Annotated in this window: 15 protein-coding genes and 1 tRNA gene; 8 read left to right on the top strand and 8 right to left on the bottom strand. The window is 70.0% G+C overall.

What is annotated here, in order from left to right; all coding sequences use genetic code 11:
- Positions 1-104: 104 nt before the first annotated feature.
- The 6 genes from JRI60_RS49270 to JRI60_RS49245 form a co-directional block, all read right to left on the bottom strand.
- Positions 105-1,478 carry a hypothetical protein gene (locus JRI60_RS49270; protein ID WP_204223067.1) on the bottom strand — a complete coding sequence of 458 codons (1,374 nt, stop codon included), beginning with the start codon at positions 1,476-1,478 and terminating at the stop codon, positions 105-107.
- 34 nt (positions 1,479-1,512) lie between these two features.
- The gene (locus tag JRI60_RS49265) at positions 1,513-4,443 is read right to left on the bottom strand and encodes a TonB-dependent receptor (RefSeq protein WP_204223065.1); all 2,931 of its coding nucleotides are present in this window, start codon (positions 4,441-4,443) and stop codon (positions 1,513-1,515) included.
- Positions 4,444-4,541: 98 nt separating this feature from the next.
- A complete protein-coding gene (locus JRI60_RS49260) occupies positions 4,542-4,982 on the bottom strand; it encodes an ExbD/TolR family protein (protein ID WP_204223063.1) in 441 nt (146 codons plus the stop codon).
- 12 nt (positions 4,983-4,994) lie between these two features.
- On the bottom strand, positions 4,995-5,405 hold the full coding sequence (locus JRI60_RS49255; RefSeq protein WP_204223061.1) for an ExbD/TolR family protein: 411 nt from the start codon (positions 5,403-5,405) through the stop codon (positions 4,995-4,997).
- Entirely contained in the window at positions 5,389-6,144 is a 756-nt protein-coding gene (locus JRI60_RS49250; protein WP_204223059.1) for a MotA/TolQ/ExbB proton channel family protein, read from the bottom strand. The genes JRI60_RS49255 and JRI60_RS49250 overlap by 17 nt, the downstream gene beginning before the upstream one ends.
- Positions 6,145-6,178: 34 nt before the next feature.
- The gene (locus tag JRI60_RS49245) at positions 6,179-6,922 is read right to left on the bottom strand and encodes an energy transducer TonB (RefSeq protein ID WP_204223057.1); all 744 of its coding nucleotides are present in this window, start codon (positions 6,920-6,922) and stop codon (positions 6,179-6,181) included.
- A 300-nt stretch (positions 6,923-7,222) separates the two neighbouring features.
- Here JRI60_RS49245 and JRI60_RS49240 point away from each other — a divergent pair, with 300 nt between their 5' ends.
- Positions 7,223-11,044 carry a serine/threonine-protein kinase PknK gene (locus JRI60_RS49240; RefSeq protein WP_204223055.1) on the top strand — a complete coding sequence of 1,274 codons (3,822 nt, stop codon included), beginning with the start codon at positions 7,223-7,225 and terminating at the stop codon, positions 11,042-11,044.
- Between the two features lie 12 nt (positions 11,045-11,056).
- On the opposite strand, the gene truB is transcribed toward JRI60_RS49240, so the two are convergent.
- A complete protein-coding gene (gene truB, locus JRI60_RS49235; protein ID WP_204223053.1) occupies positions 11,057-11,956 on the bottom strand; it encodes a tRNA pseudouridine(55) synthase TruB in 900 nt (299 codons plus the stop codon).
- Between the two features lie 102 nt (positions 11,957-12,058).
- On the opposite strand from truB, the gene JRI60_RS49230 reads away from it, so the two are divergent.
- From JRI60_RS49230 to JRI60_RS49215, 4 genes are all read left to right on the top strand, one after another.
- Positions 12,059-14,173, top strand: coding sequence for a sensor histidine kinase (locus JRI60_RS49230; RefSeq protein WP_204223051.1), 2,115 nt, complete (start codon positions 12,059-12,061; stop codon positions 14,171-14,173).
- Between the two features lie 130 nt (positions 14,174-14,303).
- Positions 14,304-14,377, top strand: a tRNA-Gln gene (locus tag JRI60_RS49225).
- A 69-nt stretch (positions 14,378-14,446) separates the two neighbouring features.
- Positions 14,447-14,980, top strand: coding sequence for a non-proteolytic archaemetzincin-like protein (locus tag JRI60_RS49220; RefSeq protein ID WP_204223049.1), 534 nt, complete (start codon positions 14,447-14,449; stop codon positions 14,978-14,980).
- Between the two features lie 131 nt (positions 14,981-15,111).
- Complete coding sequence (locus JRI60_RS49215) at positions 15,112-16,086, top strand: LpqB family beta-propeller domain-containing protein (protein ID WP_204223047.1); 975 nt, start codon at positions 15,112-15,114, stop codon at positions 16,084-16,086.
- 70 nt (positions 16,087-16,156) lie between these two features.
- On the opposite strand, the gene JRI60_RS49210 is transcribed toward JRI60_RS49215, so the two are convergent.
- Positions 16,157-18,355, bottom strand: a complete 2,199-nt coding sequence (locus tag JRI60_RS49210) for a (Fe-S)-binding protein (protein ID WP_204223045.1) — start codon at positions 18,353-18,355, stop codon at positions 16,157-16,159.
- A 281-nt stretch (positions 18,356-18,636) separates the two neighbouring features.
- Here JRI60_RS49210 and JRI60_RS49205 point away from each other — a divergent pair, with 281 nt between their 5' ends.
- The 3 genes from JRI60_RS49205 to JRI60_RS49195 all read left to right on the top strand — a co-directional run bounded on the left by JRI60_RS49205 (position 18,637) and on the right by JRI60_RS49195 (position 24,708).
- Positions 18,637-20,079, top strand: coding sequence for an ELWxxDGT repeat protein (locus tag JRI60_RS49205; RefSeq protein ID WP_204223043.1), 1,443 nt, complete (start codon positions 18,637-18,639; stop codon positions 20,077-20,079).
- Between the two features lie 141 nt (positions 20,080-20,220).
- Positions 20,221-24,258, top strand: coding sequence for an ELWxxDGT repeat protein (locus JRI60_RS49200; protein ID WP_204223041.1), 4,038 nt, complete (start codon positions 20,221-20,223; stop codon positions 24,256-24,258).
- A 288-nt stretch (positions 24,259-24,546) separates the two neighbouring features.
- Positions 24,547-24,708 (top strand): hypothetical protein, encoded by a 162-nt coding sequence (locus JRI60_RS49195; RefSeq protein ID WP_204223040.1) that lies wholly within the window; start codon positions 24,547-24,549, stop codon positions 24,706-24,708.
- Positions 24,709-24,837 lie beyond the last annotated feature (129 nt).

Below are 24,837 nucleotides of genomic sequence, written 5' to 3'. Positions count from 1 at the left end.
TCTTCTCCCGGAGCCCCCTCCGTCGGAAGAACGTACCCCCGGGCGATGGGCCGCCCTCTGCGGACAGTCAGGGGGCGGCGTACCGAATCGTGTTCAGGTGACGGCTAGTCCCGCGGGAAGGCCGTCCAGCCCTTGGTCCAGTCCTCGGTGCCGATGGCACCTATGAACCGGGCGTTGGTGTCGAAGAAGCCCTTGTTCTCAGGCACCGCGGCGTAGTCCGAGACGAGCGCCGGCGACCCGGCCTGCGGCTTGAAGTCCGGCGCGAGCAGGTTGAGCGCTCCGGTCAGCTTCGGGTCATTGTTGAGGAGGGCGCGGTTGCCACTCGCCGCCAGGGCCGACTCGTCGTACCTGGTCTTGTCCGGATCCGTGACGTTGCCGCTGGCGTCCTTCACCACCTGCGGAGCGGGCGGGACGGTGTCGCTCACGTTCTTGTTGTCCCAGTACAGGATGTTCTGCAGGGACAGCGTGTTGGCGGTGTCGCTCAGGCGGGCGACCGTGGGCGTGCCGTCGATGTCCACCGCGATGTCCGTGAAGTTGGCGACGATGATGTTGCGCAGCGTGCCGGCGGTGCCGTTCTTCAGGTGCATGCCGCCCTGGAGCTTGCCCGCCTTGCCCGGCTCCTGGTTGGAGCCGATGAGCGTCGCGTTCCAGATCTCCGGCGTGGAGACCGGCGTGGCCACGCCCGGGTTGTTCGGGCTGTTGTCACCCTCGAAGGCGAAGTTGCCCACGTCCGGGTTCTGCTGGACGATGAGGAACTGCACCTTGCCCCGGTAGCCGATGTCCCAGTCCAGCCCGTCGTCGTCCGGCTGGGTGACGACGATGTGCTTGAGGTTGGCGGTGCCGCCGAACATCTCCACGCCGTCATCCGCGCCCTTGTGGACCTGGAGGTAGTCGACCTCGGTCTTGTTGCCGCAGCCACCCAGGGTCAGGCCGTTGAGCTCGTTGTTCGCGGTGAGCTTGAAGCCGGCGAACTCGATGCGGACGTACTTCAGCTTGCCGCAGTCGTGCGCCTCGTCGGTGCCGCCGTAGGTGATGCCCGGCTGGGTGGCGGGGAAGCCCTCGATGAGGGTCGTGCCGCCCTGCACGTTGATGGGCGCCTTGCCCAGCAGCACCACGCCACCCCAATCGGCCGGAGCACGCGTGCCCTCCGCCTTGGTGCTGGTGAAGACGATGGGCTTGTCCTGGGTGCCCACCGCGTCGATGCGGCCACCCGTGGTGACGACCAGCGAGCTGAGACCCTCACCCTCGATGCGGGTGCCCGCCTCGATCTTCAGGGTGCCGCTCTCCACGAAGACGTGCCCCTTGAGGACGTAGACGTTCTCGGCCTTCCACGTGGTGTCGGTGGTGATCTTCTCGGTCACCTCGATGCGCTGGCCGGCCGGCTTGTCGTCCGGCGTGGGCTTCTGCTCCTCGCCACAGGCCAGGAGGTTGGCGGCCACCAGGCCACCGAGGAGTGAGGTCTTCCAGGACAACTTCATGGTGGGGCTTCCTTTCGAAGGCAACTGCAAGGACCTACAGGCTCCAGCCGAGCGACGCGGAGAACGCCACGCCGGGCCGGTATTTCAGGACGTCGACGTCGCCCTGCCGGAACACCACGGGCTGGTTGAGGATGTTGGTGGCGGCGAGCTTGAGCTGCAGGCTGTCGCTCAGTTTCTGCCCCACCGTCAGGTCAACGCGGTGGAACGGCTGCTCGTACACGTCCGGCAGACCCTCGATGCCGACCTCGGAGATGCGGGCGCCGACCACGTTGTAGAGCAGGGAGATCTCCGTCCCGCTCTCCGTCCGCGCGTAGCCGAGGTTGAGGTTGACCACATAGGGCGACTGGCCCTGCAGCGGACGCTGCTGATTCGTCTGCAGGGGCGCGGAGTCCCCGAGGTCGATCTCCGAGCGGGTGAGGGTCAGGTTGGCTCCCACGCGCAGCGGCGCCAGGGTGGGCGTGAGGCGCCCCAGCGAGGTGCGCGCCTCCAACTCCACGCCGTAGCTGGTGGCGCCCGGGGCGTTGTCGAAGCTGACGTCCTGCTGGAAGGACGAGACGATGATGCGCTCGATGGGCTGCTGGAAGCGCTTGTAGAAGACGCTCGCGGCGAGCACGTCGTTCTCACCCGGGAACCACTCGGCGCGCGCGTCCACGTTGTGGATGCGCGTCTGCACCAGCGTCGGGTCGCCCGACACGGAGCGGTTGCGGACGAAGTCGTAGTAGAGGACGGGCGCCAGCTCGCGGAAGGTGGGGCGGGCCAGCGTGTAGCTGTAGCCGGCGCGCAGGTTGAGCTGGGGGTTGAGCGCGTAGATGACGTTGAGCGTCGGCAGGAAGTCCCTGTAGTCCTGGTTGGCTTCCTTGGGGTCCGCGCGGCCACCGAAGTCGCTGCCACTGGTGAGCCGCTGGATGCTGGCCTCGTAGCGCAGGCCCGCCACCAGGCGCAGCGGCTCCCAGAGGGACACGTCGGCGGTGGCGTAGCCGGCGAACAGGCCGAGCGTGGCCTCGTAGGCATCGTCCGACAGGGTGTTCTCCATCACGCGGATGCCGTTGCCGATGTTGTCCGAGGCGAAGATGTCCTCCGGCCCCTGGTTCAACACGGGCAGGTTGCCCCCCACGTACTGGTAGCGGAAGCGGCGCATGTCGAGCGCGCGCATCGAGCCCTGGGCCATACCGCCCACACGCAGGCGCACGCCGGACAGCGGCAGGGTGGCGTTGGCGCTGCCACCGAAGGAGCTCTCCCCGAGCTCGCTGTACCAGCGCTCGGCGCCCGGGTCGTTGTTGTACCGGCGCGTGCCCGACTCTGTGTAGCCGTAGGGCAGGCTGCGCGTGTCCGGCTCGGAGCGGTCGACGTAGGAGTAGTTGGCCTGCCAGTCGACCTCCATGTCCCCGAGCACGTTCAGCCGGTGGAAGCCGCGGAGCTGGTTGAAGGTGAGGGCGCGGCTGGTGAACTCGGAGGCGGTCTTGCTGAACTGTTGGCCCTGGGCGTCGGCGCCGGCGATGGAGCGCGCCCGGCTCTCGCCCGTGCGGGTGAAGAGCGAGAAGAGGGACAGCTCGAAGTCGCGGCTCGGCTGGAAGCCCGCGCTGACGAGACCGCTGAGGCTGGCGCTCTCGGTGCCCAGCACGTTGCGGGAGGTGTCCTCGATGGTGACACCGCCCCCCTGCGCGGCCTGGGTGCCCGTGACGTCCGTGAGCTGGACGCTCTCCTTGTGGCCGTAGTTCACCATGGCCAGGTAGCCCAGGCGCTTGTTGTCGAAGCGCAGCGTGTCGCCAATGGACGCGCCGATGCCGAGGTTGGGAAGGGCGCGCGCGGTCTCCAGGGTCCAGATGTTGGGGAAGTCCCGGCCCACCCGGTTCACGTCATCCACCGTCATCCCGTTCTGTCCGGGGAGCAGCGGACCCGTGCGCGGCACGGAGTCCGGCAGCTTGCGCGTGCCATCGTCGAAGCCCAGCCAGTTCAGCCCGCCACCGTTGTAGGTGAAGCGGTCGCGGAACGTGCTCGCCGTGTCGCCCGAGAAGCTGATGCGCGGCTTGAACTCGAACTGGGACGGATAGTTGTTGGTCTCGATGAGCAGCACGCCGCCAGCGAAGGTGCCCGGCAGGTCGGCGGTGTAGCTCTTCAGGATGTTGAGGTTGGCCAGGAGGCTCGTGGGGAAGATGTCGAGCGGGACGGCCTGCTCGTCCGGCTCGGGGCTGGGGAGGATGGCGCCGTTGAGCAGCGTGGTGGAGTAGCGGCCCCCCAGGCCGCGCAGCAGCACGTAGCGACCACCGACCACCGTGGCACTCACCACGCGCTTCACCGCGTCCGAGGCGCTCGAGTCCGGTGTGCGCGACATCTCCTGGGAGCTGATGGCGTCGGAGACGGCGGCGGCCTTCTTGCGCTCCTGCAGCAGCGCGCCCTCGGCGCGGCGGTCCGCGCGGGCCTCGACGACCACTTCCTGTACGGCGCCCGCGTCGGCGCTCAGCTGCACGTCCAGCCGGGTGGCCTTGCCCTCCTCCACGACGACGCCGGTGATGCGGCGGCCCTCGTAGACGTCATAGAAGACGCGCAGGTCGTACTTCCCGGGAGGCAGCGCCAGCCGGTAGTTGCCGTCCACGTCGGTGAGGACGCTCTTCTGCGCGCCGGCGACGACCTTCACCGTGGCCTCGATGAGCGTCTCCTTCGTCTGGGCGTCGGTGACCTGGCCATAGACGCCGGTGAAACCCGGAGGAGGCGTGGCGGACTCCGCCATCATCTCGTCCTCGCTGCCCGTGTCCGCCCCCTCTCCCTCTGGGAGAGGGCTGGGGTGAGGGTCTTCGGTGGGAGCGGTGGCTTCGACGGGAGCCGGGGCCTCGACGGGAGCAGCGGGCTCGGTGGGAGCCGTCGCGGGGGAGGTGCCCTCGACGGGGGCCTGCGCCATGACGGGCGCGGCCAGCAGTGCGAGCGCCGCGAGCGCGGCGCGAATGGAATCGAGACGAAGAGACAACACGGGACTCCTCACCGACGGGCGCGCGTACGAAACGCGAGGCCCGTGGCAACGAAATGGATGGGATGTGAAGAGTTGGAGAACGAGACGAAGACTTCAGGTCACGGAGCCGCGGGCTCGGCGACGGCGTCCGGGACCACCGCGACGGTGATGTTCCCGCCGCGTGCGAGGTCCAGGACATCCATCGCGCTGCCGTACGGCACGTCGTTCTCCGCGTCGAAGAACACAATCTTGTCCGGACGCGCGTTGAGCATCCGCTGGAGCCGGGCCACGAGCTGATCTCGCGGCACGTCCTCGCGGTTGATCTGCACCGCGCCGGACTTCGTGACGGTGAGCACCACGGGAGGGAGCGCACCCGGAGGAGGCGGAGCGATCTCCGCCTGCTCGTCCGCCTTGCCCGGCACGTCCTGCCACATCTGCTTCGTCATCAACGGAGTGACGACCATGAAGATGATGAGGAGGACGAGCACCACGTCGACCAGGGGGGTCACGTTCATCGCCGGGCGGATGCCGCCCTTGCCACCACCGAGATCAAAAGCCATGGCAGCGTGCTCCTAGTTCTTCTTCAGGTCGACGACCTGCAACGAGATGCCCGGAAAGCCGATGTCCTGCAGCGTCTTGAAGACACCGCGCACCTCGGCGTAGCGCACGGCGCGGTCCGCCTTGAGCACCACGCGCGCCTCGGAGTCCTTCTCGTGGGCGGCCCGGAGCTGCTCGACGAGCTGGGCCCGGGGCAGCTCCTTGCGGTCCAGGAAGAGGGCGCCCTGGGCGGTGAGGCTCACGGTGATGGGGGTGAGCGAGTTCTCCTCGCCCTTGTCCGGGTTGAGCACCGCGGGCAGCTCCACCGCGGCACCGGCCTCGAGCTGGGGCGTGACGACCATGAAGATGATGAGGAGGACGAGCACCACGTCCACCAGCGGCGTCACGTTCATCTCCGGCGTCAGAGGGCTACGCCGGGCGGACATCGTGCGCCTCCGTGCGCGTGGCCCGCTCCACGTCCAGCGCCACCGCGCCCTCGCCGCGCACCGCCGGACCGGGGACACCGTGCACGTCCTCCAGGTGGTCCATGAACTCCTTGCGCGCCAGGTCCAGCGACAGCAGCAGCGCGTCCGCGCGGGTGGAGAGCAGGTTGAACATCATCACCGCGGGGATGGCCACCAGCAGGCCGAGCGCCGTGACGACGAGCGCCTCGGAGATGCCCGCGGACACGGCACCCAGGCCGCCCGAGCCCGTCTTCGCGATGCCGGCGAAGGACTCGATGATGCCCACCACCGTGCCCAGCAGTCCGACGAAGGGGGCCACCGAGCCCACCGTGGCCAGCACGCTCATGCCCCGGCGCACGTCGGCGGTGACGCGCTCGTAGAGGCGCTCCAGCTCGCGCCGCGTGAGCTCCACCGCGCCCAGCTTGCCCTGCGGCGCCGCCTTCTTGGACACGTACGTCTTCACTCCGCCGCCCAGCAGCTTCGCCAGGCTGCTCCCCTTGGCCGCCGTGGCCTCGGTGACGAACTGCGCGTGCTGCTGCGACTCCAGCAGCCGGCCCGCGCGCGAGGCGAACTTCCGGTCCGCCGCCTTCGAGCGGAAGACGAACAGGAGCCGCTCGAAGAAGACGATCAACGACGCCAGCGCGAAGGCGACCAGCGTGTAGGCGATGCACCGGGCGAAGAAGCCCATGTGCGCGTAGATTTCCAGCAGGTTGAAGTTCATCTCGGGGGGCTCCGGGACGGTGGGTGAGACGGCACTACTTGAGACGGAACGGCACCTTCACGATGCGGAAGACGGCGGTGGGCTGGCCCTCGACGAGCGCGGGCTCGTAGCGCCACGTCTTCACCGCGGCGAGGGCGGCGCTGACGAAGGGCTCCTCGCCGCGCATCACCTTCACGGCGCCCACCCGGCCATCCACCTCGATGACGACCTTGAGGATGACCAGGCCCTCCTGTCCCTTCGCGCGCATGTCGGCGGGGAAGTCGGGCAGGACGTTGGAGTCCAGCTCCCGGGGAGGCGTGGCGGCCTCGGGGAGGTTGATGGGGGCGGCGCGGCGGATGCCACCGGCCACGCCCGGGGTGTCCACGCCCGTGACGATGGCGCCCGCCACCAGCTGGCCCGTGCCTCCCACGGCGATGGGGGCGGCGGCCACGGCGTTGGCGGCATCGGCCTCGGGCGGCTTCTCCACCGGAATCTCCTTGGGCGCCACCATGGCCGCGGGCGCGGCGACGGTGGGCGCTGGCGGAGGCGGCTTCGCCTTGGGCTTGGGCGGCGGTGGAGGGGGCGGTGGCGGCGGCTTCACCTCGGCCACCGGAACCGGAGGCGGCGGCGGACGGAACACCACGTCCACCCGCTTCTCCTTGATGACCTCCTTCACCTGACTGCCCACCACCACCGCGCCGAGGCCGATCAGCGCGCACACGCCGAGGGACGCCACGGTGGAGAGCGCGAACCGGCGAGCCGTCTGCACATCGGTGGCGCTGTCGAAGGTCTCGAACATGACGCACCGCCGTATAGCGGGGCCATGTCTCGGTCACGTCCAGCCCCCGCAACACTTCGTCACGCGGTGTGTCACCGTTTCCTGGCGGCTCCCTGACGGATGGGTCACGAGGTGACGGCCCGTGACGGCCCGCTCACGGCCGCGTTCGATGCAACGGAGCTGTCACGGCGGGCCGGTGGACTTGACCTGCCAGGTTGCCTGCCCGGTCTCGTTTTCCGAGCGGGCGAGCAGCCGCTCCCGCCTCTCGGGAGGGCCTGGACTTGGAGGGGGACACCGAACCGTGCGAGTCTGGTACCCACCATGTCGGCCGCGGAGCTCCTCGAGGAGGAGCTGGGAAGGATCGGTCCCTACCGCCTCCTGGGGAAGCTGAGCTCAGGGGGAATGGGAGTCGTGTACCGGGCCCGCCACGCGGAGACGGGGGAGCTGGTCGCCCTCAAGACGGTGCGCGTGCCAGAAGCGGTCATGCTGCGCGGCATCCGCCGGGAAATCCACGCGCTGCGGCGCATCCACCACCCGGGCGTGGTGCGGGTGCTCGCCGAGGGCGTGCAGGACGGCCTGCCCTGGTACGCGATGGAGCTGCTCGAGGGGCACACCCTGCGGCGCTACATCGACAACCTGTGGATGCGCGACCCGCGCTCCGTGCAGGAGACGGTGACCCAGGTCGTCTCCGTGCCCGAGACCCAGAAGGCGGACAGCCCGACCCCCGCCTCCGCGCGTCCGATCGCCCCTCCGCCCGAGGAGCTGCGGCGCGCCGCCGCCATGGAGCGTCTGCACGAGGTGCTCACCCTCGTGCGCCGCCTGTGCTCCACACTGGCCTTCCTCCACGGCGAGGGCATCGTCCACCGCGACCTCAAGCCGGAGAACGTCTTCGTCCGTCCCGACGGCACGCCGGTGCTGGTGGACTTCGGGCTGGCCTCCGTCTTCGGCGGGCCCCTGGGCCGCGAGTCGCTCGAGGTCTCCGGCAGCATGGAGGGCTCCTTCGTCTACATGGCCCCCGAGCAGATCAAGGCCGGGCTCGTGGACGCGCGCGCCGACCTCTACGCGCTGGGCTGCATGCTCCATGAGATGGTGGTGGGGCAGCCGCCCTTTCCCGGCTCGGGCTGGGAGGTGTTGCGGCGGCACCTGCAGGACACGCCCTATCCGCTCTCTCAGTGGGTGCTCGGCGTGCGCCCGGAGCTGGACGCGCTGGTGTTGCGGATGCTGGCCAAGGTGGCTCGCGAGCGCATCGGCTATGCCGCCGACGTGGGCGCCGTGCTCGCCGAGCTCGGGGCGGAGGACCTGCCCCTTCCCCCCTCGCGGCCGCCGCGTCCCTACCTCTACCGGCCCGGCTTCGTCGGGCGCCACCAGCTCCTCGTGGAGATGGAGCAGCGGCTGGCGCTCGCCCGGGATGGCAGCGGTGGGTGTCTGCTCATCGGCGGGGAGAGTGGCTCGGGCAAGACGCGCGTGGTGATGGAGTGCACGGTGTCCGCCGTGCGCACCGCCTTCCAGGTCGTCACCGGGGGCTGCATGCCGCTGTCCGGCGGGAGCGTGGGAGACCCGGTCCATGGCTCGCCGCTGCACGCCTTCAAGCCGCTGCTGCAGGCCATCGCCGACGAGTGCCGGCAGAAGGGCCTGGAGGAGACGGAGCGGCTGTTGGGAGGCCGCGGGCAGGTGCTGGCCCTCTACGAGCCCGCGCTGGCGGACCTGCCGGGACAGGACGCCTGGCCCGAGCCTCCCCGGCTCCCTCCGCAGGCCGCGCGCGAGCGCGTCATGCTCTGCCTCGTCGAGACGCTCGCCGCCTTCTCCGCCCAGGCGCCGGTCCTGGTGGTTCTGGACGACCTGCAGTGGGCCGACGAGCTGTCCCTGGGCGTGCTGGACTACCTCCAGGCCAATTTCCTCCATGGCTCGAACGTGCTGGTGGTGGGCACCTACCGCACCGAGGAGCTGGACGCGGCGCTGCGCCTGCTGCTCGCCGCCCCGGGGGTGACGCACCGGGTGCTGGGGCAGCTCGACGAGCCCATGGTGGCGCGGATGGTGGAGGACATGCTGGCGCTGCCCTCGCCGCCGGAGTCCTTCGTGCGCTTCCTCACCACGCGCTCGGCGGGCAATCCCTTCTTCGTGGCGGAGTACCTGCGCACGGCCATCGACGAGCGGTTGCTCTTCCGCGACCTCTTCGGCCGGTGGCAGGTGTCCGCGAGCGACGCCGCGCTGGAGCGTCTGCACGAGGCGCTGCCGCTGCCCGGGGCGCTGCACGACCTGGTGGGCCGCCGGCTGGAGGGGCTGAGCGCGCAGGCGCGCGGCCTGCTCGAGGTGGCGGCGGTGCTGGGCCGCGAGGTGGATGCCGACGTGCTGGCGGGCGCCGCCGGGCTGGGCGACATCCAGGAGTTGGAGGCCCTGGAGGAGCTGCGCGCGCGCCACGTGCTGGAGGACGCGGGCGGCGGGCGGCTGCGCTTCGTCCACGACAAGCTGCGGGAGATTTCCTACGAGGGCATCCTCCCCGAGCGGCGCCTCGTGCTGCACGGCGCGGCGGCCATGGCCCTGGAGGCGCGCTACGCCGAGAGCGAGGTGCCGCCCGCGCTCTACCCCATCCTCGCGCACCACTGGGAGCTGGCCCGGGACGACGTGTGGACCTTCGAGTACCTGGAGAAGGCGGGCCGGCACGCGCTGAAGGCGGGCTCGAACGTGGAGGCCTCGGGGTACCTGCGCCGGGCGCTGGAGCTGGAGGAGCGGCGCGGGCGTGACACGGGCGTGCGCCTGGACGCGCTGCGGCGCGCGCGCTGGGAGCGGCTGCTGGGCGAGGCCATGCACGGCCTGGCCGACTTCGAGGCCTGCATCTCGCACTGTCTCCGGGCGATGGAGGAGCTGGGACGGCCGTTGCCCGACACCGAGGGCGGCTGGGGCCGCTTCATCCTGATGCAGGCGGTGCGGCAGGTGCTGCACCTGGTGCTGCCCCGGCGCTGGGTGAGGGTGGAGGACCGGCAGGCGCGTGAGTCGCTGGGGGCCTCGGCGCTCGCGGCCGTGCGGCTGGCCGAGTGCTACTACTGGCGCTACGACCCGTTGCGCATGGTGGGCACCGCCCTGCTGGCGGCGAACCTGGCCGAGCGCGCGGGCCGCGACGCGGAGGTGTTGCGGCTGTACGGGCAGCTCGGCTCCATCACCGGCTTCGGGCGCCTGGACTCGCTGGCGCGCTCCTACTTCCGCCGGGCCCAGGGCGAGGGGCAGTTGGTGGAGGACCCGAGCGCGACGGCCTTCGGGCTCATCGTGGAGTCCATGTACCACGCGGGCTTCGCGCGGTGGGAGCCGGCCACGAGCAAGGCGTGCGAGGCCCAGCGGGTGTTGCTGCGGCTCGGGGACCGGGGCGAGTTCGAGCTGGCGCAGGTGCTCCAGGCGCACGTGGAGTACTACACGGGTGGCTTCCAGGCGGCGCTGGAGCGCTTCGCCGAGGTGCGCGAGTCGGCCCGGCGGCGCGGTCACTTCCAGCACGAGGTGTGGAGCGCGTACACCATGGCGCGCAGCCTCATGGCGCTCGGGCGTCTGGACGAGGCCATGCCGCTGCTGCGCGAGTCGAGTCAGCTGCTCGAGGGCAAGCACGACCCGCTGTCGTTCATCATCACCGGCGGGCTGCTGGCGGTGGCGCATCTGCAACGCGGTGAGTGGGAGCAGGCGCGCGCGCGGGCGGACGGGGTGATGGAACTGGCGCGGCGCTACCCGCCCATGCTCTTCACCGAGTGCCACGGTTACGAGGGCGCCGCGCGGGTGTACCTGGCGCTGTGGGAGCGCGAGCGAGTCCCCGGCCAGCCTCCTCCGCCGGTGGCCGACGAGGCCCGGAGCGCATGCGAGCGGTTGTCGTCGTTCGCCACCCGTTTCCCCCTGGCCCGCCCCGCGGCGCTGCGCTGCACCGGGCAGAGGCTCTGGTTGGAGGGCCGGACGTGGCGGGCGCGCAGGGCGTGGAAGCGCGGCGCGCGGCTCGCCCGTGAGCTCCACCTGCCCTACGACGAGGCGCTGGCCTGGCTCGAGCTGGCGCGCACCGCGACGCCCGGGAGCCCGGAGCGCGAGGAGGCCCTGCGGCACGCGGTGGAGGGCTTCACGCGCCTGGGCTGCGCGGGTCACCTGCGAGAGGCCGAGGCGCTCCGGGCCCCGTAGGCCCGCGCGGGCTCACAGTCCGGACCACAGGTGGGTGACGGCGCGCAGCCTCCCGTCCTGCTCGCGCAGCAGCGCCACCAGTCGGCCGCGCTGCAGGGCGCGCACGGGAGCCTGGGGGTCGGGGAAGCCCTCGGGCAGGCGCCACTCCGGAGGCCGCAGCTCGCCCGGGGGAATGCCGCGCCCGTGCTTGAGATCGTTCACCTCGTCGCCCGCGATGGCGCGCGAGGGGCACCAGGGCAGCAGCTCGGCGCCATGCAGCCAGACGCGCTGGCCCGGGCCCGGGTCCTTCCAGGGGCCGATGGCGGTGCGGTGCAGCCGGGAGAGGTGGGCGCCGCACCCGAGCGCCCGGCCGAGATCCCTGGCCAGGGCGCGCACGTAGTAACCACCCCGGCAGGTGATGCGCAGGCGGCTGCGCGCGGGCAGCTCATGGGAGAGCCAGCGGGCCTCGTGGAGGTAGACGCGCGAGGGCGGCAGCTCCACGGCCTCGCCCCGGTGGGCCTTCTTGTAGGCGGGCTCGCCATCCACCTTCTTCGCGCTGGTGGCGGGGGGCACCTGCTCCGTCCAGCCGAGGAAGGGAGCGAGCGCCGTGTCCAGCGCCTCCGGCGTGAGGGCCGTGGCATCACCCTCGTGGACGACCCGGCCGAGCAGGTCTCCGTTGTCCGTCTCCCTTCCCCAGACGACCTCGGCGTCGTACGTCTTGGGCACTGCGTGCAGCAACTCCATGAGGTGCGTGGCGGGGCCCGCCAGCAGCAGCAACAGACCCTCGGCGAAGGGGTCGAGCGTGCCGCCGTGACACACGGGGAGTTGTTTGCGCGAGAAGCCCGCTGCATCCACCTCTTCCATGAATGCACGGACCAGGGAAAAGCTCGTCCCTCCCGCCGGTTTGTGCTCCAGATAGATGCCGGGCTTCATGCGTCGGGTCTCCTCGCGCTGACTCCGACTTCCCGCCCGCCGGTGCGCGGGCTTCGTGAGCCGCTGGATGCCCAGGCATACCTTTATTCTCGAGGGTACTGGATGGCTTCCGACAAACAGAGCGTGCCGCGCGGGCCGTGGGGGGAGGTGCTGGGGCGCGCCGTGCTGCTCTGCGGGGCCTACTGCGGGCTGAAGGCGCTCAGCTCCCTGTTCGTCTTCCCACCCCAGGAGAACGCCGCGGTCTGGCTTCCCAGCGGACTGACGCTCGCCGTCTTCCTGCGCGCGAGCAGGCGCCGCTGGCCCGTGTACCTGGCCACCGTCTTCCTCACGGAGTACTTCCTGGTGCTCTTCTATGGAGACGCGTGGGAGCTGGCCCTCTCCTGGTCGTTGGGCAACTGTCTGAGGACGGTGGTGGGCGCGGGGCTGATGCGGCGCTGGTTGAACGCTCCGGTGACCTTCTCCCGGCCCCGGGAGGTGATCGCCCTCATCCTCGCTGGCGGACTGCTCAGCCCCCTGCCGAGTGCCACGCTGGGGGTGGGCGCGGTGACGCTGTTCACCCTGCCGCTGAGCCCCGCGGAGCTTTGGGAGGGTTGGCTCAACTGGTACCTCTCCGATGGGCTGGGCGCGCTGCTGGTGGCCCCCCTGCTGCTCACCTGGAGCGGCGAGCGTTCCCTTCCCCGGCGCCCCTGGGAGCGGGCCGAGCTGGTGGGGGCCCTGGTGCTGCTGGGGCTCGTGGCCCACGTCACCTTCGGAATGCTCTCACCCTGGGGCATCCTCCTGTCCCTGCCCTACGCGTGCCTGCCCTTCATCCTCTGGTCGGCGCTGCGCCTGGGTCCACGCGGCGCGGCCACCGCCACCGGGGTGTTGGGGTCGATCGCCGTCTGGCATACCGCCCTGGGGCGTGGGCCTTTCGGGGTGCTGCCCGCCACCGTCTCGGAGCGTGTGCTCTCGGTCCAGGTCTTCCTGTCGGTGGCGAGCATGTCCTCGCTCTTCCTGGCGGCGATGGCGAGGGATCGCTGGCGGGTGGAGCGGAGTCAGCGGGTGCTGGCGGAGGCCGGCGCGGTGTTCGCCGCGTCGATGGAGCCCCGCGACACCCTGCCGCGCGTGGCCCGGCTGCTCGTGCCGGAGCTGGTCTCCGGCTTCGCCGTGTGGCTGGTGGACGAGCAGGGGAGGTGGGTGCCGGCGGTGTGCGTGGGGCTGACGCCGGAGCAGGAGGCGCGGCTGCGCGAGGACGTGCGCCAGCTGTCCGAGCCCTCGCGACGGTGTGTCCGCCCGGAGGGGGCGGCGGTGCTGGCGCGCATCCAACACCAGGGGCGCGTGCTGGGCGGCATGGCCCTGGTGCGGCTCGGTTTCACGCACCTGCCGCGGCTCCGGGCGGCGGCCTTCGCCGAGGACCTGGCCCACCACTGCGCGCTCGCGTTGGAGAACGCCCGGCTCCTGGCGGACTACCAGGCCGCCATCCACGTCCGCGACGAGTTCATCACCGTCGCCGCCCACGAGCTGCGCACCCCGCTCACCTCGCTCAAGCTCCAGATGCGGAGCTTCGGGCGCCTGCTGCAGCAGCCCGCCACCGCGGCGCCCGAGGCGGTGCGCCCGCGCTTCCACTCCATGTCCCGGCAGGTGGAGCGCCTGGGGAGGTTGGTGGAGGGGCTGCTGGACGTGGGGCGCATCAACACCGGCCGGTTGTACCTGGAGCGCGAGCTGTTGGACCTGGGCGAGCTGGTGCACGACGTGGTGGAGCAGCTCTCCGGCGAGCTGGAGCGCGCCGGGTGCGAGGTGTCCCTCGTCCTCCAGCCGTGCGTCCGCGGCCTGTGGGACCGGACCCGGTTGGAGCAGGCCCTCAACCACCTGCTGGGCAACGCGGCGAAGTTCGGCGCCGGCCACCCCATCGAGCTCCGGGTGGAGCAGCGGGAGGACCGGGCGTACCTCACCGTGAGGGACCAGGGCATCGGCCTGGCCCCCGAGGCGCTGGAGCGCATCTTCGGCCGCTTCGAGCGGGCGGTGTCCTCCCGGGAGTACGGAGGCCTGGGGCTGGGCCTCTTCCTCACCCAGCGCATCGTCGAGGCCCACGAGGGCCATATCCGCGTCACCAGCCAGCCGGGGCAGGGGGCCACCTTCGTCCTGGAGCTGCCCGCCTCGCCCCGCTCCTCCTCCTACGTGCCCGGGCTCGCCCCCTCTCCCTGGCCCACCGCGCCCGCCGACTCCCATCCAACGTGATGGGCAGGGCGGCGGACACCTACCTGCCAGCTCTCCCCGTTGTCGACCAGCCGACCTCTGTACGTAAATGTTTCCGTGCCCCGCTGGATGGCATACACTCTGGAAGCAAGCCGTAGCCGTGCGACCTTGCTGGGGCGTCGTCTAATGGCAGGACGTCAGACTTTGAATCTGATTATCAAGGTTCGAATCCTTGCGCCCCAGCCACCCTTCTTCTTCTCTCGCCGGGTGGCGCGAGCCCTTGCGCGCCCGTGATGCACTAAGGACGGTGGGCCCATGACGCAGCCGCAGAAGGTGCTCCTTCTGGTGTCCGTGGGTCATCCGCCTCCGGTGCTTCTCCGGGAAGTGGAGGAGCCCATTTCGCTGCAGCTGGGCCTGGCCACGGTGGTGAGCAAGACCGCCCTGCCGACGCCCACCTACGCCTTCAACAAGGACCGGGGCCAGTACCACTGCAACGCCATCATGCGCCGCCTGGTGACCCTGCTGGAGCCGGGGCACTCCATGGTGCTGGGCGTCACGGACGTGGACCTCTTCGTGCCGGACTCGCCCTTCGTGCTGGGCGAGGCGGACCGCGAGTCCAAGAGCGCCGTGCTGAGCCTGGCCCGGCTGCGCCAGGGCGCCGATGGCGAGCTGCTCCGGCGCCGCCTGCAGGTGGAGGCCGTCCACCAGGCCGGGCACCTGCTGGGGCTCTCCTACTGCGAGGACCCCCGGTGCGTCATGTTCTTCGCCCAGTCCCAGCAGGACTGTGACCGCAAGCAACAGTCACTGTGCAACAACTGCCGCAATGAACTGAACAAGCTCAACCGGTAGGCGCGCCGGCCACAGGCGCGCACCCTCCCTCCACTCGTGCTTGAATGCCCCGCGCGCAGGGGCGTCTCCATGCGCGGCGACCCCGGACACCCGGGGTGCCTCTTCCGGGCCGGAGACAGGAGCACGAGCGTATGAAGTCGTTGTGGAGGATTCTGGGACTGGCGGTAGCGGCGGTGGGACTGTCGGCCTGCGAGCCGTTCGATGACATCGACCTGGGTGGTGGCGCCGGCGGCGGTACGGCCTTCAGCCGCGGGTTCGTCTTCGTGCGCGATGGCAGCGGCGGCCGCAACCTGTACGCGGTGGACGATGCCGGGGACCCGAACTTCCCGCTGCAGCTGACCACCCAGGGCGGAGCCTACTTCCCCGCCGTGTCGCGCAACGGCCGGCTGGTGGCCTTCGTTCAGCGGGTGGGCTCCACCTTCGAGCTGCGCACCGTCCCCACCACCGGCACGGGTCAGCCTTCCACCGTGTTCTCCAGCACCAACACCAACTGCGCAGGCTGCGGCAACTTCCGCTACCCCACCTTCAGCCCGGACGGGCAGAACATCGTCTTCACCCTGGACAAGGGCGGCTACTCCCTGCTGGCCCGCGTGAGCACCGACGGCCGCGTCTTCCAGCAGCTCACCAACAGCGGCTACTTCTACGGGCCCTCCTCCTTCATGGCGGATGGCAGGAGCGTCATCGCCGCCCGCGGCTCCGCCCTCAACCAGTACCGGGACCTCGTCCAGGTGAATCTGACGACCGGTCTCGCCAACGTCATCTCCCCGGGTCTGGGCAACGCGGGCGCTCAGCTCGTCATGTCTCGCGTCGCCGTGTCGCCCGATGGGACCAAGGTCGCCTTCGACGCCAGCACCAGCAGCGGCTCGCGCATCTTCGTGGGCCAGCTCGATGCCCAGTCCCAGGTCTATGACGTCACCCAGGTCACCGAGAAGCTCGGCTCCGAGGACACCTATCCCAGCTGGCGCGGCCTCGCGGAGATCGCCTTCCTCTCCGATGCCGGCGGCAACGACAACGTCTACCGCGTGAGCGCTACCTCCGTCCGCGGCTCCGGCGCCCTCCAGCTCGTCGTTCCCGTGGCCCTCGAGCCCGCTTACGGCGGTCCGTAGGCCTCCTGGATGGACGAAGGCCCGGGGACCCTGACGGCGGGTCTCCGGGCCTTTTTCATGTGACTCGGGCTTACTCGGGCTTGGCGTTCACCGCGACGCTCGGTGCCACCGTCCCCGCTCCCGTCTTCACTTCCATCGCGTCCGCCACCAGCTCGGTGATGTCCTTCACCTTGATGAGCTCCTCGCGGCCCGTGTCGTTCACCGCGTCCTTCAGCATCGTCGAGCAGAACGGACACGCCACCGCCACCACGCCCTTGCCTCCCGGCTCCTTGTAGTCGCCCACCAGGCCCGGCTTGTGCTTGTCCGTCGCCGACGGGTACGGCGTGTTCGGATCCTCCGCGTGCTTGAGCGTCAGCGCCGCCTCGTTCAACCGGTTGTGGTTGATGCGCGTGCCGATGTGCTCCTCCATCCACATCCGCCCGCCACCCGCGCCGCAGCAGAAGCCTTCTCGCTTGCTGCGCTGCATCTCCACCACCTCGAGCCCCGGAATCGCCTTCAGCACCTCGCGCGGCGCGTCGTACACCCCGTTGTGCCGGCCCAGGTAGCACGGGTCGTGGTACGTCAGCTTCTCGTTCATCACCTGCGAGAGCTTGATGCGCTTCTCCTTCAGCAGGTCATTGATGAGCTGCGTGTGGTTGATGACCCGGTACTCGCCTCCGAACTCCGGGTACTCGTTCTTGATGGTGTTGAAGCAGTGCGGGCACTGGGTGATGACCGCCTTCACCCCCATCGAGTTCCACGTCTCCACGTTCGTCTTCGCCAGCGTCTGGTACAGGTACTCGTTGCCCATCCGGCGCGCCGAGTCCCCGTTGCACATCTCCTGCTTGCTCAGCGTGGCGAAGCTCACCCCCGCCTCGCGCAGGATCTTCACCAGCGCCCGGCTCACCTTCTTCTGCTTGTCGTCGTAGCTGCCCGCGCAGCCCACGAAGAACAGGTACTCGTACGGGCCACCGCCATCACCCCAGGTCGGCAGCGCGAGGTCCGCCGCCCAGTCGTCGCGCTTGTCCTGGCCCAGGCCCCAGGGGTTGCCCTGGCGCTCCATGCCCTCGAACACGCGCTGGATTTCGGCCGGGAACTCCGCCTTCACCTGCACCTGGTAGCGCCGCATGTCGATGAGCCGCGGCACGTTCTCGATGAACACCGGACAGGCCGTCTCGCACCAGCCGCAGCTCGTACAGGCCCACACCGTCTCCGCCTTCAGCGCGCTGCCGATGATCTCCGGCAGCGGCTCGGTGGTGCCGGACGGGCCTCGGCCCTCCTCCACCCACATCTGGTTCTCCCAGACCCAGTGCTTCAGGTCCTGGTTCACGCCCTTGTGCGTGAGCGGCTTGCCCGTGATGTACGTGGGGCAGTGCGTCTGGCAACGGCCGCACTCGGTGCATGAGTACAGGTCCAGGCCCTGCTTCCACGTCAGGTCCCTCACCGTCGCGGTGCCGAACTCCTCCTTCTCCAGGTTCGGCGTGGGCAGCTTCGAGCTCTGCGTGTTGCGCTGCTCCGGCGAGATGCGCAGGAAGAAGACGTTGAACAGGCCCGTAATCACGTGGAAGTGCTTGCCCCACGGCAGGAAGTTGAGGAACGCCAGGATGATGGTCAGGTGGATCCAGAAGCCCGCCGCGCCCAGCACGTGGGCCACCGTGTAGCCGAGCGGCTTCATCGCCATGCCCATCACGCTGGTGGCCGGCTCCCACCACACGAAGTTGCCCGTGGCCAGCGGCATCGTCTGCTCGCGGGGCACCATGTGGCTGCCGCCGAACATGAACTCGGTCACCATCAGCCCGCCGATGAAGCCCAGGATGAGGTAGGCCTCCCACGAGGGGCTCATGCGGTCCGGCTTCACGCTGGCTCGCAGGTAGGCGAAGTAGAGCACGCCCAGCAGCGCCCCCACCGCCACCACGTCCTTGGCCAGCAGGTACACCCGGTACACCGTGAGCAGCGCCTGCTTGTCCGCCCAGAACGGGTCCGTCAGGTCTGTGAGCACCGAGAGCGCCGTCTCGGAGAAGCCCATCGCGAACATCATGATGGTGCGCAGCGCCAGCACCATGAACGCCGCGAAGATGAGCACGTGCATCAGTCCCGGCGTGAACTCCTCCGGGTCCACCATGCGCTTCTGCCCGAGGCCGAAGCGCAGGAGCGTCGAGACGCGCTGGGGGATGTTGTCCAGCCGGTTCTCCTTCTTCATCGCCAGCAGGGCGCCGATGCGCCCTCCCATGGTGATGGCGAAGATGGAGAGTCCGATGGTGAGGAGGAGGCCTGTGATGATGGGACTCATGGCGGTTCGGTGAACCTCGCGAAGGCCCGCGCGGCCGGGGCCGGATGCCGCGCTGCGGCAATGCTGTAATGCTGCAACCCTAACAAGGTTGATTCACGAATCAAGCACGCTTCCAGGGCGCGGTCCGGGGAGTTTCTACCTCAGTCGGTGCCTGCACGTAGCCCAAGCGCGAAAACGTTGACGGTCCAACCCTGTTCACGCACGGTGCGAGCCCCGTGGGACCCGGAAGCGGTGCGCTTCCAAAGGGGGAGGCCATCCGGCGCCCGGGGAAATCGAGACAGATGAGACTCGTTCGAGGCGCAGTGGGCTGCCTGGCCCTGGGGCTGGCGGCGGTGGGCTGCGGGGACTCGGGTCAGGCTCGCGAGGAGCGGAGCGCGCGCCACGAGGGGCGGTTGGCGGGGGAGGGGGGCAGCTTCCCGCGGGAGTTCACCTGGACGGGCGACAAGCTCTTCTTCACCGCGGAGGACTCCCTCCATGGGCGCGAGCTGTGGGTGAGCGATGGGACGGCCGGGGGCACCCGGCTCGTCCGGGACCTGGTTGCTGGCAGCGAGGGCGACTTCCCCCAGAAGCTCACGGCGGCGAACGGGGTTCTGTTCTTCGTCCTCGGCAATGGCTACTACACGAGCTCCCAACTCTGGCGCAGCGATGGGACGGCCGGGGGGACCTGGCCCCTCTATTCCGCGAGCACGGCACCCTCCACGGGCTTCAATGTGAAGGAGTTCGTATCCGCTGGGGGGACGCTCTTCCTCTCCGCGAGTACCGACAGCTTCAACGACTTCGAGTTGTGGAAGAGCGACGGGACGGCCGAAGGCACCGTGCTGGTGAAGGACATCCTCCCTTGGGACATCGCCGACATCCAGATGGTGGATGCCGTGAACGGGACGCTCTTCTTCATCGCGAACGATGGCGAGGGGGGGCGCGCGCTGTGGAAGAGCGACGGGACGCCCGAGGGCACCGTGCCGGTGAAGCGCATCTCCGAGTACCTGGACAGCCCCATCTACGACAAGGCGGCCGTTGGCGGGTTGCTCTACTTCCTCACCAACGGCGCGGACAGCTCCACGCGCGCCCTTTGGAAGACGGATGGGACACCCGAGGGCACCGTGCATGTCACGGACGTCTTGCGCAACCCCTTCCCCTGGTCCGAAGACTCCTTCCAGATGACGGCCATGGGCGACACGCTCTTCTTCGCCAGCTATACGGGCGGGCCCGGCGTCGAGCTGTGGAAGAGCGATGGGACGGCCGAGGGCACCGGGATGGTGACGGACATCTACCCCACGGGCTGGTCCGAGCCGCGAGGTCTGCGGGTCGTCAACGGCACCCTCTACTTCACCGCGTGGAGCTACGAGACCGGGCGCGAGCTGTGGAAGAGTGACGGGACTGCCGAGGGGACCGTGCGCATCACGGACTTCCCGGGAGGATCGGAGGGTTCCGAGTGCTTCATGGTGGGGGGCGGTGCTCCCTGGGTGTACTTCGGTGTGTCCCAGCTCTGGTCCTCGCAGGCGCAGTTGTGGCGGACGGACGGGACGGCGCAAGGCACGGTGCCGCTGCGGTCCTTCCAGGAGGGCCTGGGGATTTCTGGCGTGCCGGGCATGTCCGTCTCCATCGGTGACACCTTCTTCTTCCATGCGGACGACGGAACCGGACTGGAGCCGTGGACGACGGATGGGACGCCCGAGGGCACCGTGCCCTTCTGGGACGTAACGTCGGGGATGACGCTCCGCTGAGCGGGCTTCGCTCGCGGTCCGGGCTCTCGATGCCTGGGATGACGTTGACAGTCCGGACCGCTCTCACCGACTGTGCTCTCTCGAAGGACCCGGCGACGCGCTCTCAGAAGGGGATGCCGTCCGCCCGGGGAACCCGGACAGATGAGACGCATTCGAGGAGCAGTGAGCTGCCTGGCCCTGGGGCTGGCGGCGATGGGGGGTTGTGCGGACTCGAACCCCCGGGCCCCCGAGGCCGCCCCGCGGGCGCCCGGCCAGCAACGGAGCGCGCTCACCCCGAGCACGCCCGAGCTGGTGAAGGACCTGCGGCCCACCCCCGCCCCGTCGTCCGTGGGGAGCGACCCTCGGGACTTCATCCAGGTGGGCAACACCCTCTTCTTCACCGCGACGGACTCCCTGCACGGGCGTGAGCTGTGGGCCAGCGACGGGACGCCCGGGAGCGCCCGGCTCGTCCAGGACATCCGGACCGGCTCGTCGGAGTCCACCCCCCGCGACTTCGCGGACGTGAACGGGGTGCTCTACTTCATCGCGGACGACAACTCGCCCTCCAACAAGCTCTGGCGCAGCGATGGGACGCCCGAGGGCACCCGTTCCATCCCCAGTGGTAGCCCGTACGGTTTCATCTACATCTCGGAGTTGGAGGCCGTCGGCGGCACGCTCTTCTTCCCCGGGGTCGCCGACGCGGGTGGCTTCCAACTGTGGAAGACGGACGGGACGCCCGAGGGCACCCGGCTCGTGACGCCCTCCAACCCGTGGGGTGGGCGCGCTCCCGAGAAGCTGCGCAACGTGAACGGGGTGCTCTACTTCACCGTGGACGACGGACTGACCGGGCGCGAGCTGTGGAAGAGCGACGGGACGGAAGCGGGCACCGTGTTGGTGAAGGACGTCACTCCGGGGACCGCGAGCACCTCTTTCGACGAGCTGGTGGCGGTGGGGGACACGCTCTACTTCACCGTCACGAGCGCGACCTTCGTGCGCGAGCTGTGGAAGAGCGATGGGACGGACACGGGCACCGTGCGCCTCACGAACGTGCCGCCGGGCCTCGCGGTCTCGGATGTCGCGGGGCTGGTGGGCGTGGGCAACACGCTCTTCTTCGCCGCCTGGGACACCGCGGCCGGGCGCGAGCTGTGGAAGACGGACGGGACACCCCAGGGCACCCTGCGGGTGAAGGACCTCATTCCCGGTAACGGGTCCTCCAATCCGTCCAACCCGCGCGACGCCGGCGGCGTCCTCTTCTTCCTCGCCGCCAACGAGCTGTGGAAGAGCGATGGGACGGACGAGGGCACCGTGCGACTCCGGGACCTCCAGCCGACGCTCGGCTCCGTGTCCGGCCCCCTCGCCGTGGCCGGCCCCCGCGTGTACTTCCTCTCTGGCAACCAACTGTGGACGAGCGATGGGACCGCGGACGGGACGACCCGGCTGGGCTTCCTCAGGGGCTCCTGGAGCGAGGGGTTCATGGGGTACATGCGCTCCTTCGGCGCCGCGGGAAGCACCCTCTTCTTCGGGGCGGATGATGGCTCGCACGGCCTCGAGCCGTGGATGACGGATGGAACCCCCGGAGGCACCGTGCCGCTGGGCGACCTCGACGTGGGGCTGCATGGCGGTACCCCCCGGGCCGTGATGGAGCTGGGCGGGGGCAGGTTCCTCTTCTCGGCCAGGAGCGACACGGGCCGGGCGCTGTGGGTGAGCGATGGAACGGATGCGGGCACCCGCCTGGTGCGCGATGGCTTCCAGAGCATCGACCGGTGGAGTGTGCGCGTGGGAGACGCGGTGTTCTTCAAGGTGTCCACCACCACCTCCACCTCCCAGCTCTGGCGGACGAATGGGACGCCGGAGGGCACCTGGCTCGTCAAGGACATCAACCTCCACACCTACAACACGTTCGTGCCGCTCGGGGTGGAGCTCCGGGGCAAGCTCATCTTCACCGCCATCACCACCGCCGAGGGATGGGAGCCGTGGGTGAGTGACGGGACGCCCGAGGGCACCCGGCTCTTGAAGGACGTGCGCCCGGGCAAGTCGTCGTCGGAGCCCTCGTACCTGGTGACCGTGGGCGACACCGTCTACTTCGCCGCCATTGATGGCGTGAACGGCTACGAGCTGTGGCAGACCGATGGGACGACCGAGGGCACGGTCATCAAGGACATCATTCCGGGCCCGGCGTACTCCCAACCCAGGCATCTGGTGGAGCTCAACGGGCGCCTCGTCTTCAGCGGCAGGAACGACGTCCCCGCGGAGGGGGCGGTGCTCTGGGAGGTGGACGAGCGGGGGCAGCAGCGGAAGATCGCCGTCACCGCGCCCGGGGCGGTGGGAGACGCGGTGTACGAGACGGTCGTCGCCGATGGCACGCTCTTCTTCTTCGCCAACCAGAACGCGAAGCTCGAGCTGTGGACGTATGACGGGACGTCCGCGAACGCGACCCTGGTCGCCCGGGACCTGTTCAGGAGCTCCTACACCGCGGTGGCCGTGGGCGGGGCCATCTACTTCGGCGCCGACACCTTCGATGATGGCACCGAGCTGTGGCGCTCCGATGGGACTCTCGAGGGGACGCGCAGGGTGAAGCAGATTCGCGAGGGCTACACGACCGGAATGGGCGACGTTTTCACCCTCCAGGGAATCGCGGACCGGGGCGTGGTGCTCTTCAGCGCCTCGGATGGAGTGAGTGGCCTGGAGCTGTGGATGTCGGATGGTACCGAGGCGGGGACGCGCCCCATCGGGGACATCAACCCAGGGCCTCGTTCCAGCAATCCCGCCGACTACGTGCGCATCGGGAACGGGGATCATGTGTTCTTCGGTGCCGACGACGGGACGCACGGCTCCGAGCTGTGGCGTTGGAAGCTGCCGCCCCCCGACATCACCGCGCCCGTGCTGGCGTGCCCGGCGGCGGTGACGGTCGAGGCCTCCTCGGCCTCCGGAGCCCTCGCCTCCTGGCCGGGCGCCACGGCGGAGGATGACGTCACCTCTCCGCCCTGGGTGACGTACAGCCGCCGCCCGGGGACGCAGTTTCCGCTGGGGACGACGCCGGTGACGGTGAAGGCGAAGGACACGACGGGCAACACGGCCACGTGCTCCTTCGACGTGTCGGTGGTGGACTCCATCGCGCCGGGGGTGACGTGTCCCTCGGACGTCGAGGCGGAGGCCGTGAGCCCCATGGGCGCCGCGGTCACCTTCGCGGAGGCCACGGCGAGTGATGCGGTGACGGCCATGCCGGCGGTGACGTACAGCCACGCCTCGGGCAGCACCTTCTCCCTGGGCGAGACGGAGGTGACGGTGAAGGCGAAGGACTCGGCCGGCAACACCGGGACGTGCTCCTTCCGCGTCACCGTGAAGGACAGCACCCGGCCCTCGCTGACGTGCCCGGCGCTCGTCGTGGCGGAGGCCACCTCGGCTTCCGGCGCCCTCGTGACGTATGACGCGGCGGAGTCCTCGGACTCCGTGTCCCCGGTGTCGGTGAGCTACAGCCAGGTCTCGGGGTCGGAGTTCCCGCTGGGGACCACCCCGGTGACGGTGAGCGCGAAGGACGCCGCGAACAACACGGCCACGTGCTCCTTCGATGTGCGGGTTCGTGACTCCGCCGCTCCAGCGCTGACCTGCCCGGAGAGCCGGACGGTCGAGGCGGCGGGTCCGGACGGGGCGAAGGTGGACTTCGCGGCCACGGTGCACGATGCCGTCACGGCCAGCCCGGAGGTGACCTACAGCCACGTCTCGGGCACCACCTTCGCCCTGGGCGAGACGGGCGTGACGGTGGAGGCGAAGGACGCGGCGGGCAACGCGGCCTCCTGCGCCTTCTCCGTGACGGTGCGCGACACCACCGCCCCGGTCATCACCTGCCCGGCGGATAGGGAGGTGGAGACGCGGGAGGCCCAGGGGCTCGCGGTGGAGTACCCGTCCGCCACGGCGAGTGACACCGTGACGGCCGCGCCCCGGGTGGCCTACAGCCAGGCCTCGGGCGGCCTCTTCCCCGTGGGCACCACCACCATCGACGCCACCGCCACGGACGCCGCGGGCAATACGGCCTCGTGCTCCTTCCGCGTCACCGTGAAGCGCACGCCGGAGTACTCGGTGAAGGTGGACGAGGGCCTGGGCTGCGGCGCGGCCGGGGGCTCTCCGGCGGCCGGACTCGGGGGCGCCCTGGCGCTGCTCTCCTGGCTGGCCCTCGGGCGGGCCCGGACCCGGCGCGGCTGAGCGCGGGCACCGCCCGGTACGCCAGGAACGGGTTCCGGGCGGGCTGCCACAAGATTCTGTGTAAATTCAAGCAGGCGTGCACTACGCGACGTAGCCGGCTGGTCCATTGCCCAAGGGCTTTACAAGGCGGCCCACAGTGGTCACCCTGTTCGGTAAATCGGTCAATGACGTTCGGAGGGGCACCACATGGGGTGGGCCCCAGGAGACCGATGGGGGGGCGCCCTCGCGGGGCGGCGAGCCGGAGACGGCCGGCGACCCGAGGCAGACGAGGCGCGTCCAGGAGAAGCCATGGTGCACGACGAGACGACCTACATGGATGACGAGGGGATGGAGTACGTCGAGCTGGGTGGCCAGGACGAGGAGTCCGGCTACATCGTGCCAGTGCGAGTCACCACCGGTGGCCGTCTCTGGGGCGCCGACGAGGCCTACGGCGGATACGACGCCGAGTAGCACCACGGCCCCCGCGTCGGGCATGACGCGGGGGCGCGAAGTCACACGGAAGGACGCAGCCCCCTGTCGAGCCGGTGCCTGGCACCCGTTCCGGGGATGGAATCCGCGGCTCCGTGTATCCTCCCGCAC

It is taken from the genome of Archangium violaceum (genome assembly GCF_016887565.1).
GTDB lineage: Bacteria > Myxococcota > Myxococcia > Myxococcales > Myxococcaceae > Archangium > Archangium violaceum_B.
The sequence above is the reverse complement of the archived record's forward strand: the minus strand, read 5'-3'. Positions and strand labels throughout refer to the sequence as shown.

Bases quoted from the DNA above. Each gene is read 5' to 3' on its own strand.
- JRI60_RS49230 (WP_204223051.1), top strand. From the start codon at position 12,059: ATGGCTTCCGACAAACAGAGCGTGCCGCGCGGGCCGTGGGGGGAGGTG.
- JRI60_RS49240 (WP_204223055.1), top strand. From the start codon at position 7,223: ATGTCGGCCGCGGAGCTCCTCGAGGAGGAGCTGGGAAGGATCGGTCCC.
- truB (WP_204223053.1), bottom strand. From the start codon at position 11,956: ATGAAGCCCGGCATCTATCTGGAGCACAAACCGGCGGGAGGGACGAGC.
- JRI60_RS49205 (WP_204223043.1), top strand. From the start codon at position 18,637: ATGAGACTCGTTCGAGGCGCAGTGGGCTGCCTGGCCCTGGGGCTGGCG.
- JRI60_RS49255 (WP_204223061.1), bottom strand. From the start codon at position 5,405: ATGTCCGCCCGGCGTAGCCCTCTGACGCCGGAGATGAACGTGACGCCG.
- JRI60_RS49215 (WP_204223047.1), top strand. From the start codon at position 15,112: ATGAAGTCGTTGTGGAGGATTCTGGGACTGGCGGTAGCGGCGGTGGGA.
- JRI60_RS49210 (WP_204223045.1), bottom strand. From the start codon at position 18,355: ATGAGTCCCATCATCACAGGCCTCCTCCTCACCATCGGACTCTCCATC.
- JRI60_RS49260 (WP_204223063.1), bottom strand. From the start codon at position 4,982: ATGGCTTTTGATCTCGGTGGTGGCAAGGGCGGCATCCGCCCGGCGATG.
- JRI60_RS49270 (WP_204223067.1), bottom strand. From the start codon at position 1,478: ATGAAGTTGTCCTGGAAGACCTCACTCCTCGGTGGCCTGGTGGCCGCC.
- JRI60_RS49245 (WP_204223057.1), bottom strand. From the start codon at position 6,922: ATGTTCGAGACCTTCGACAGCGCCACCGATGTGCAGACGGCTCGCCGG.
- JRI60_RS49250 (WP_204223059.1), bottom strand. From the start codon at position 6,144: ATGAACTTCAACCTGCTGGAAATCTACGCGCACATGGGCTTCTTCGCC.
- JRI60_RS49200 (WP_204223041.1), top strand. From the start codon at position 20,221: ATGAGACGCATTCGAGGAGCAGTGAGCTGCCTGGCCCTGGGGCTGGCG.
- JRI60_RS49195 (WP_204223040.1), top strand. From the start codon at position 24,547: ATGGTGCACGACGAGACGACCTACATGGATGACGAGGGGATGGAGTAC.
- JRI60_RS49220 (WP_204223049.1), top strand. From the start codon at position 14,447: ATGACGCAGCCGCAGAAGGTGCTCCTTCTGGTGTCCGTGGGTCATCCG.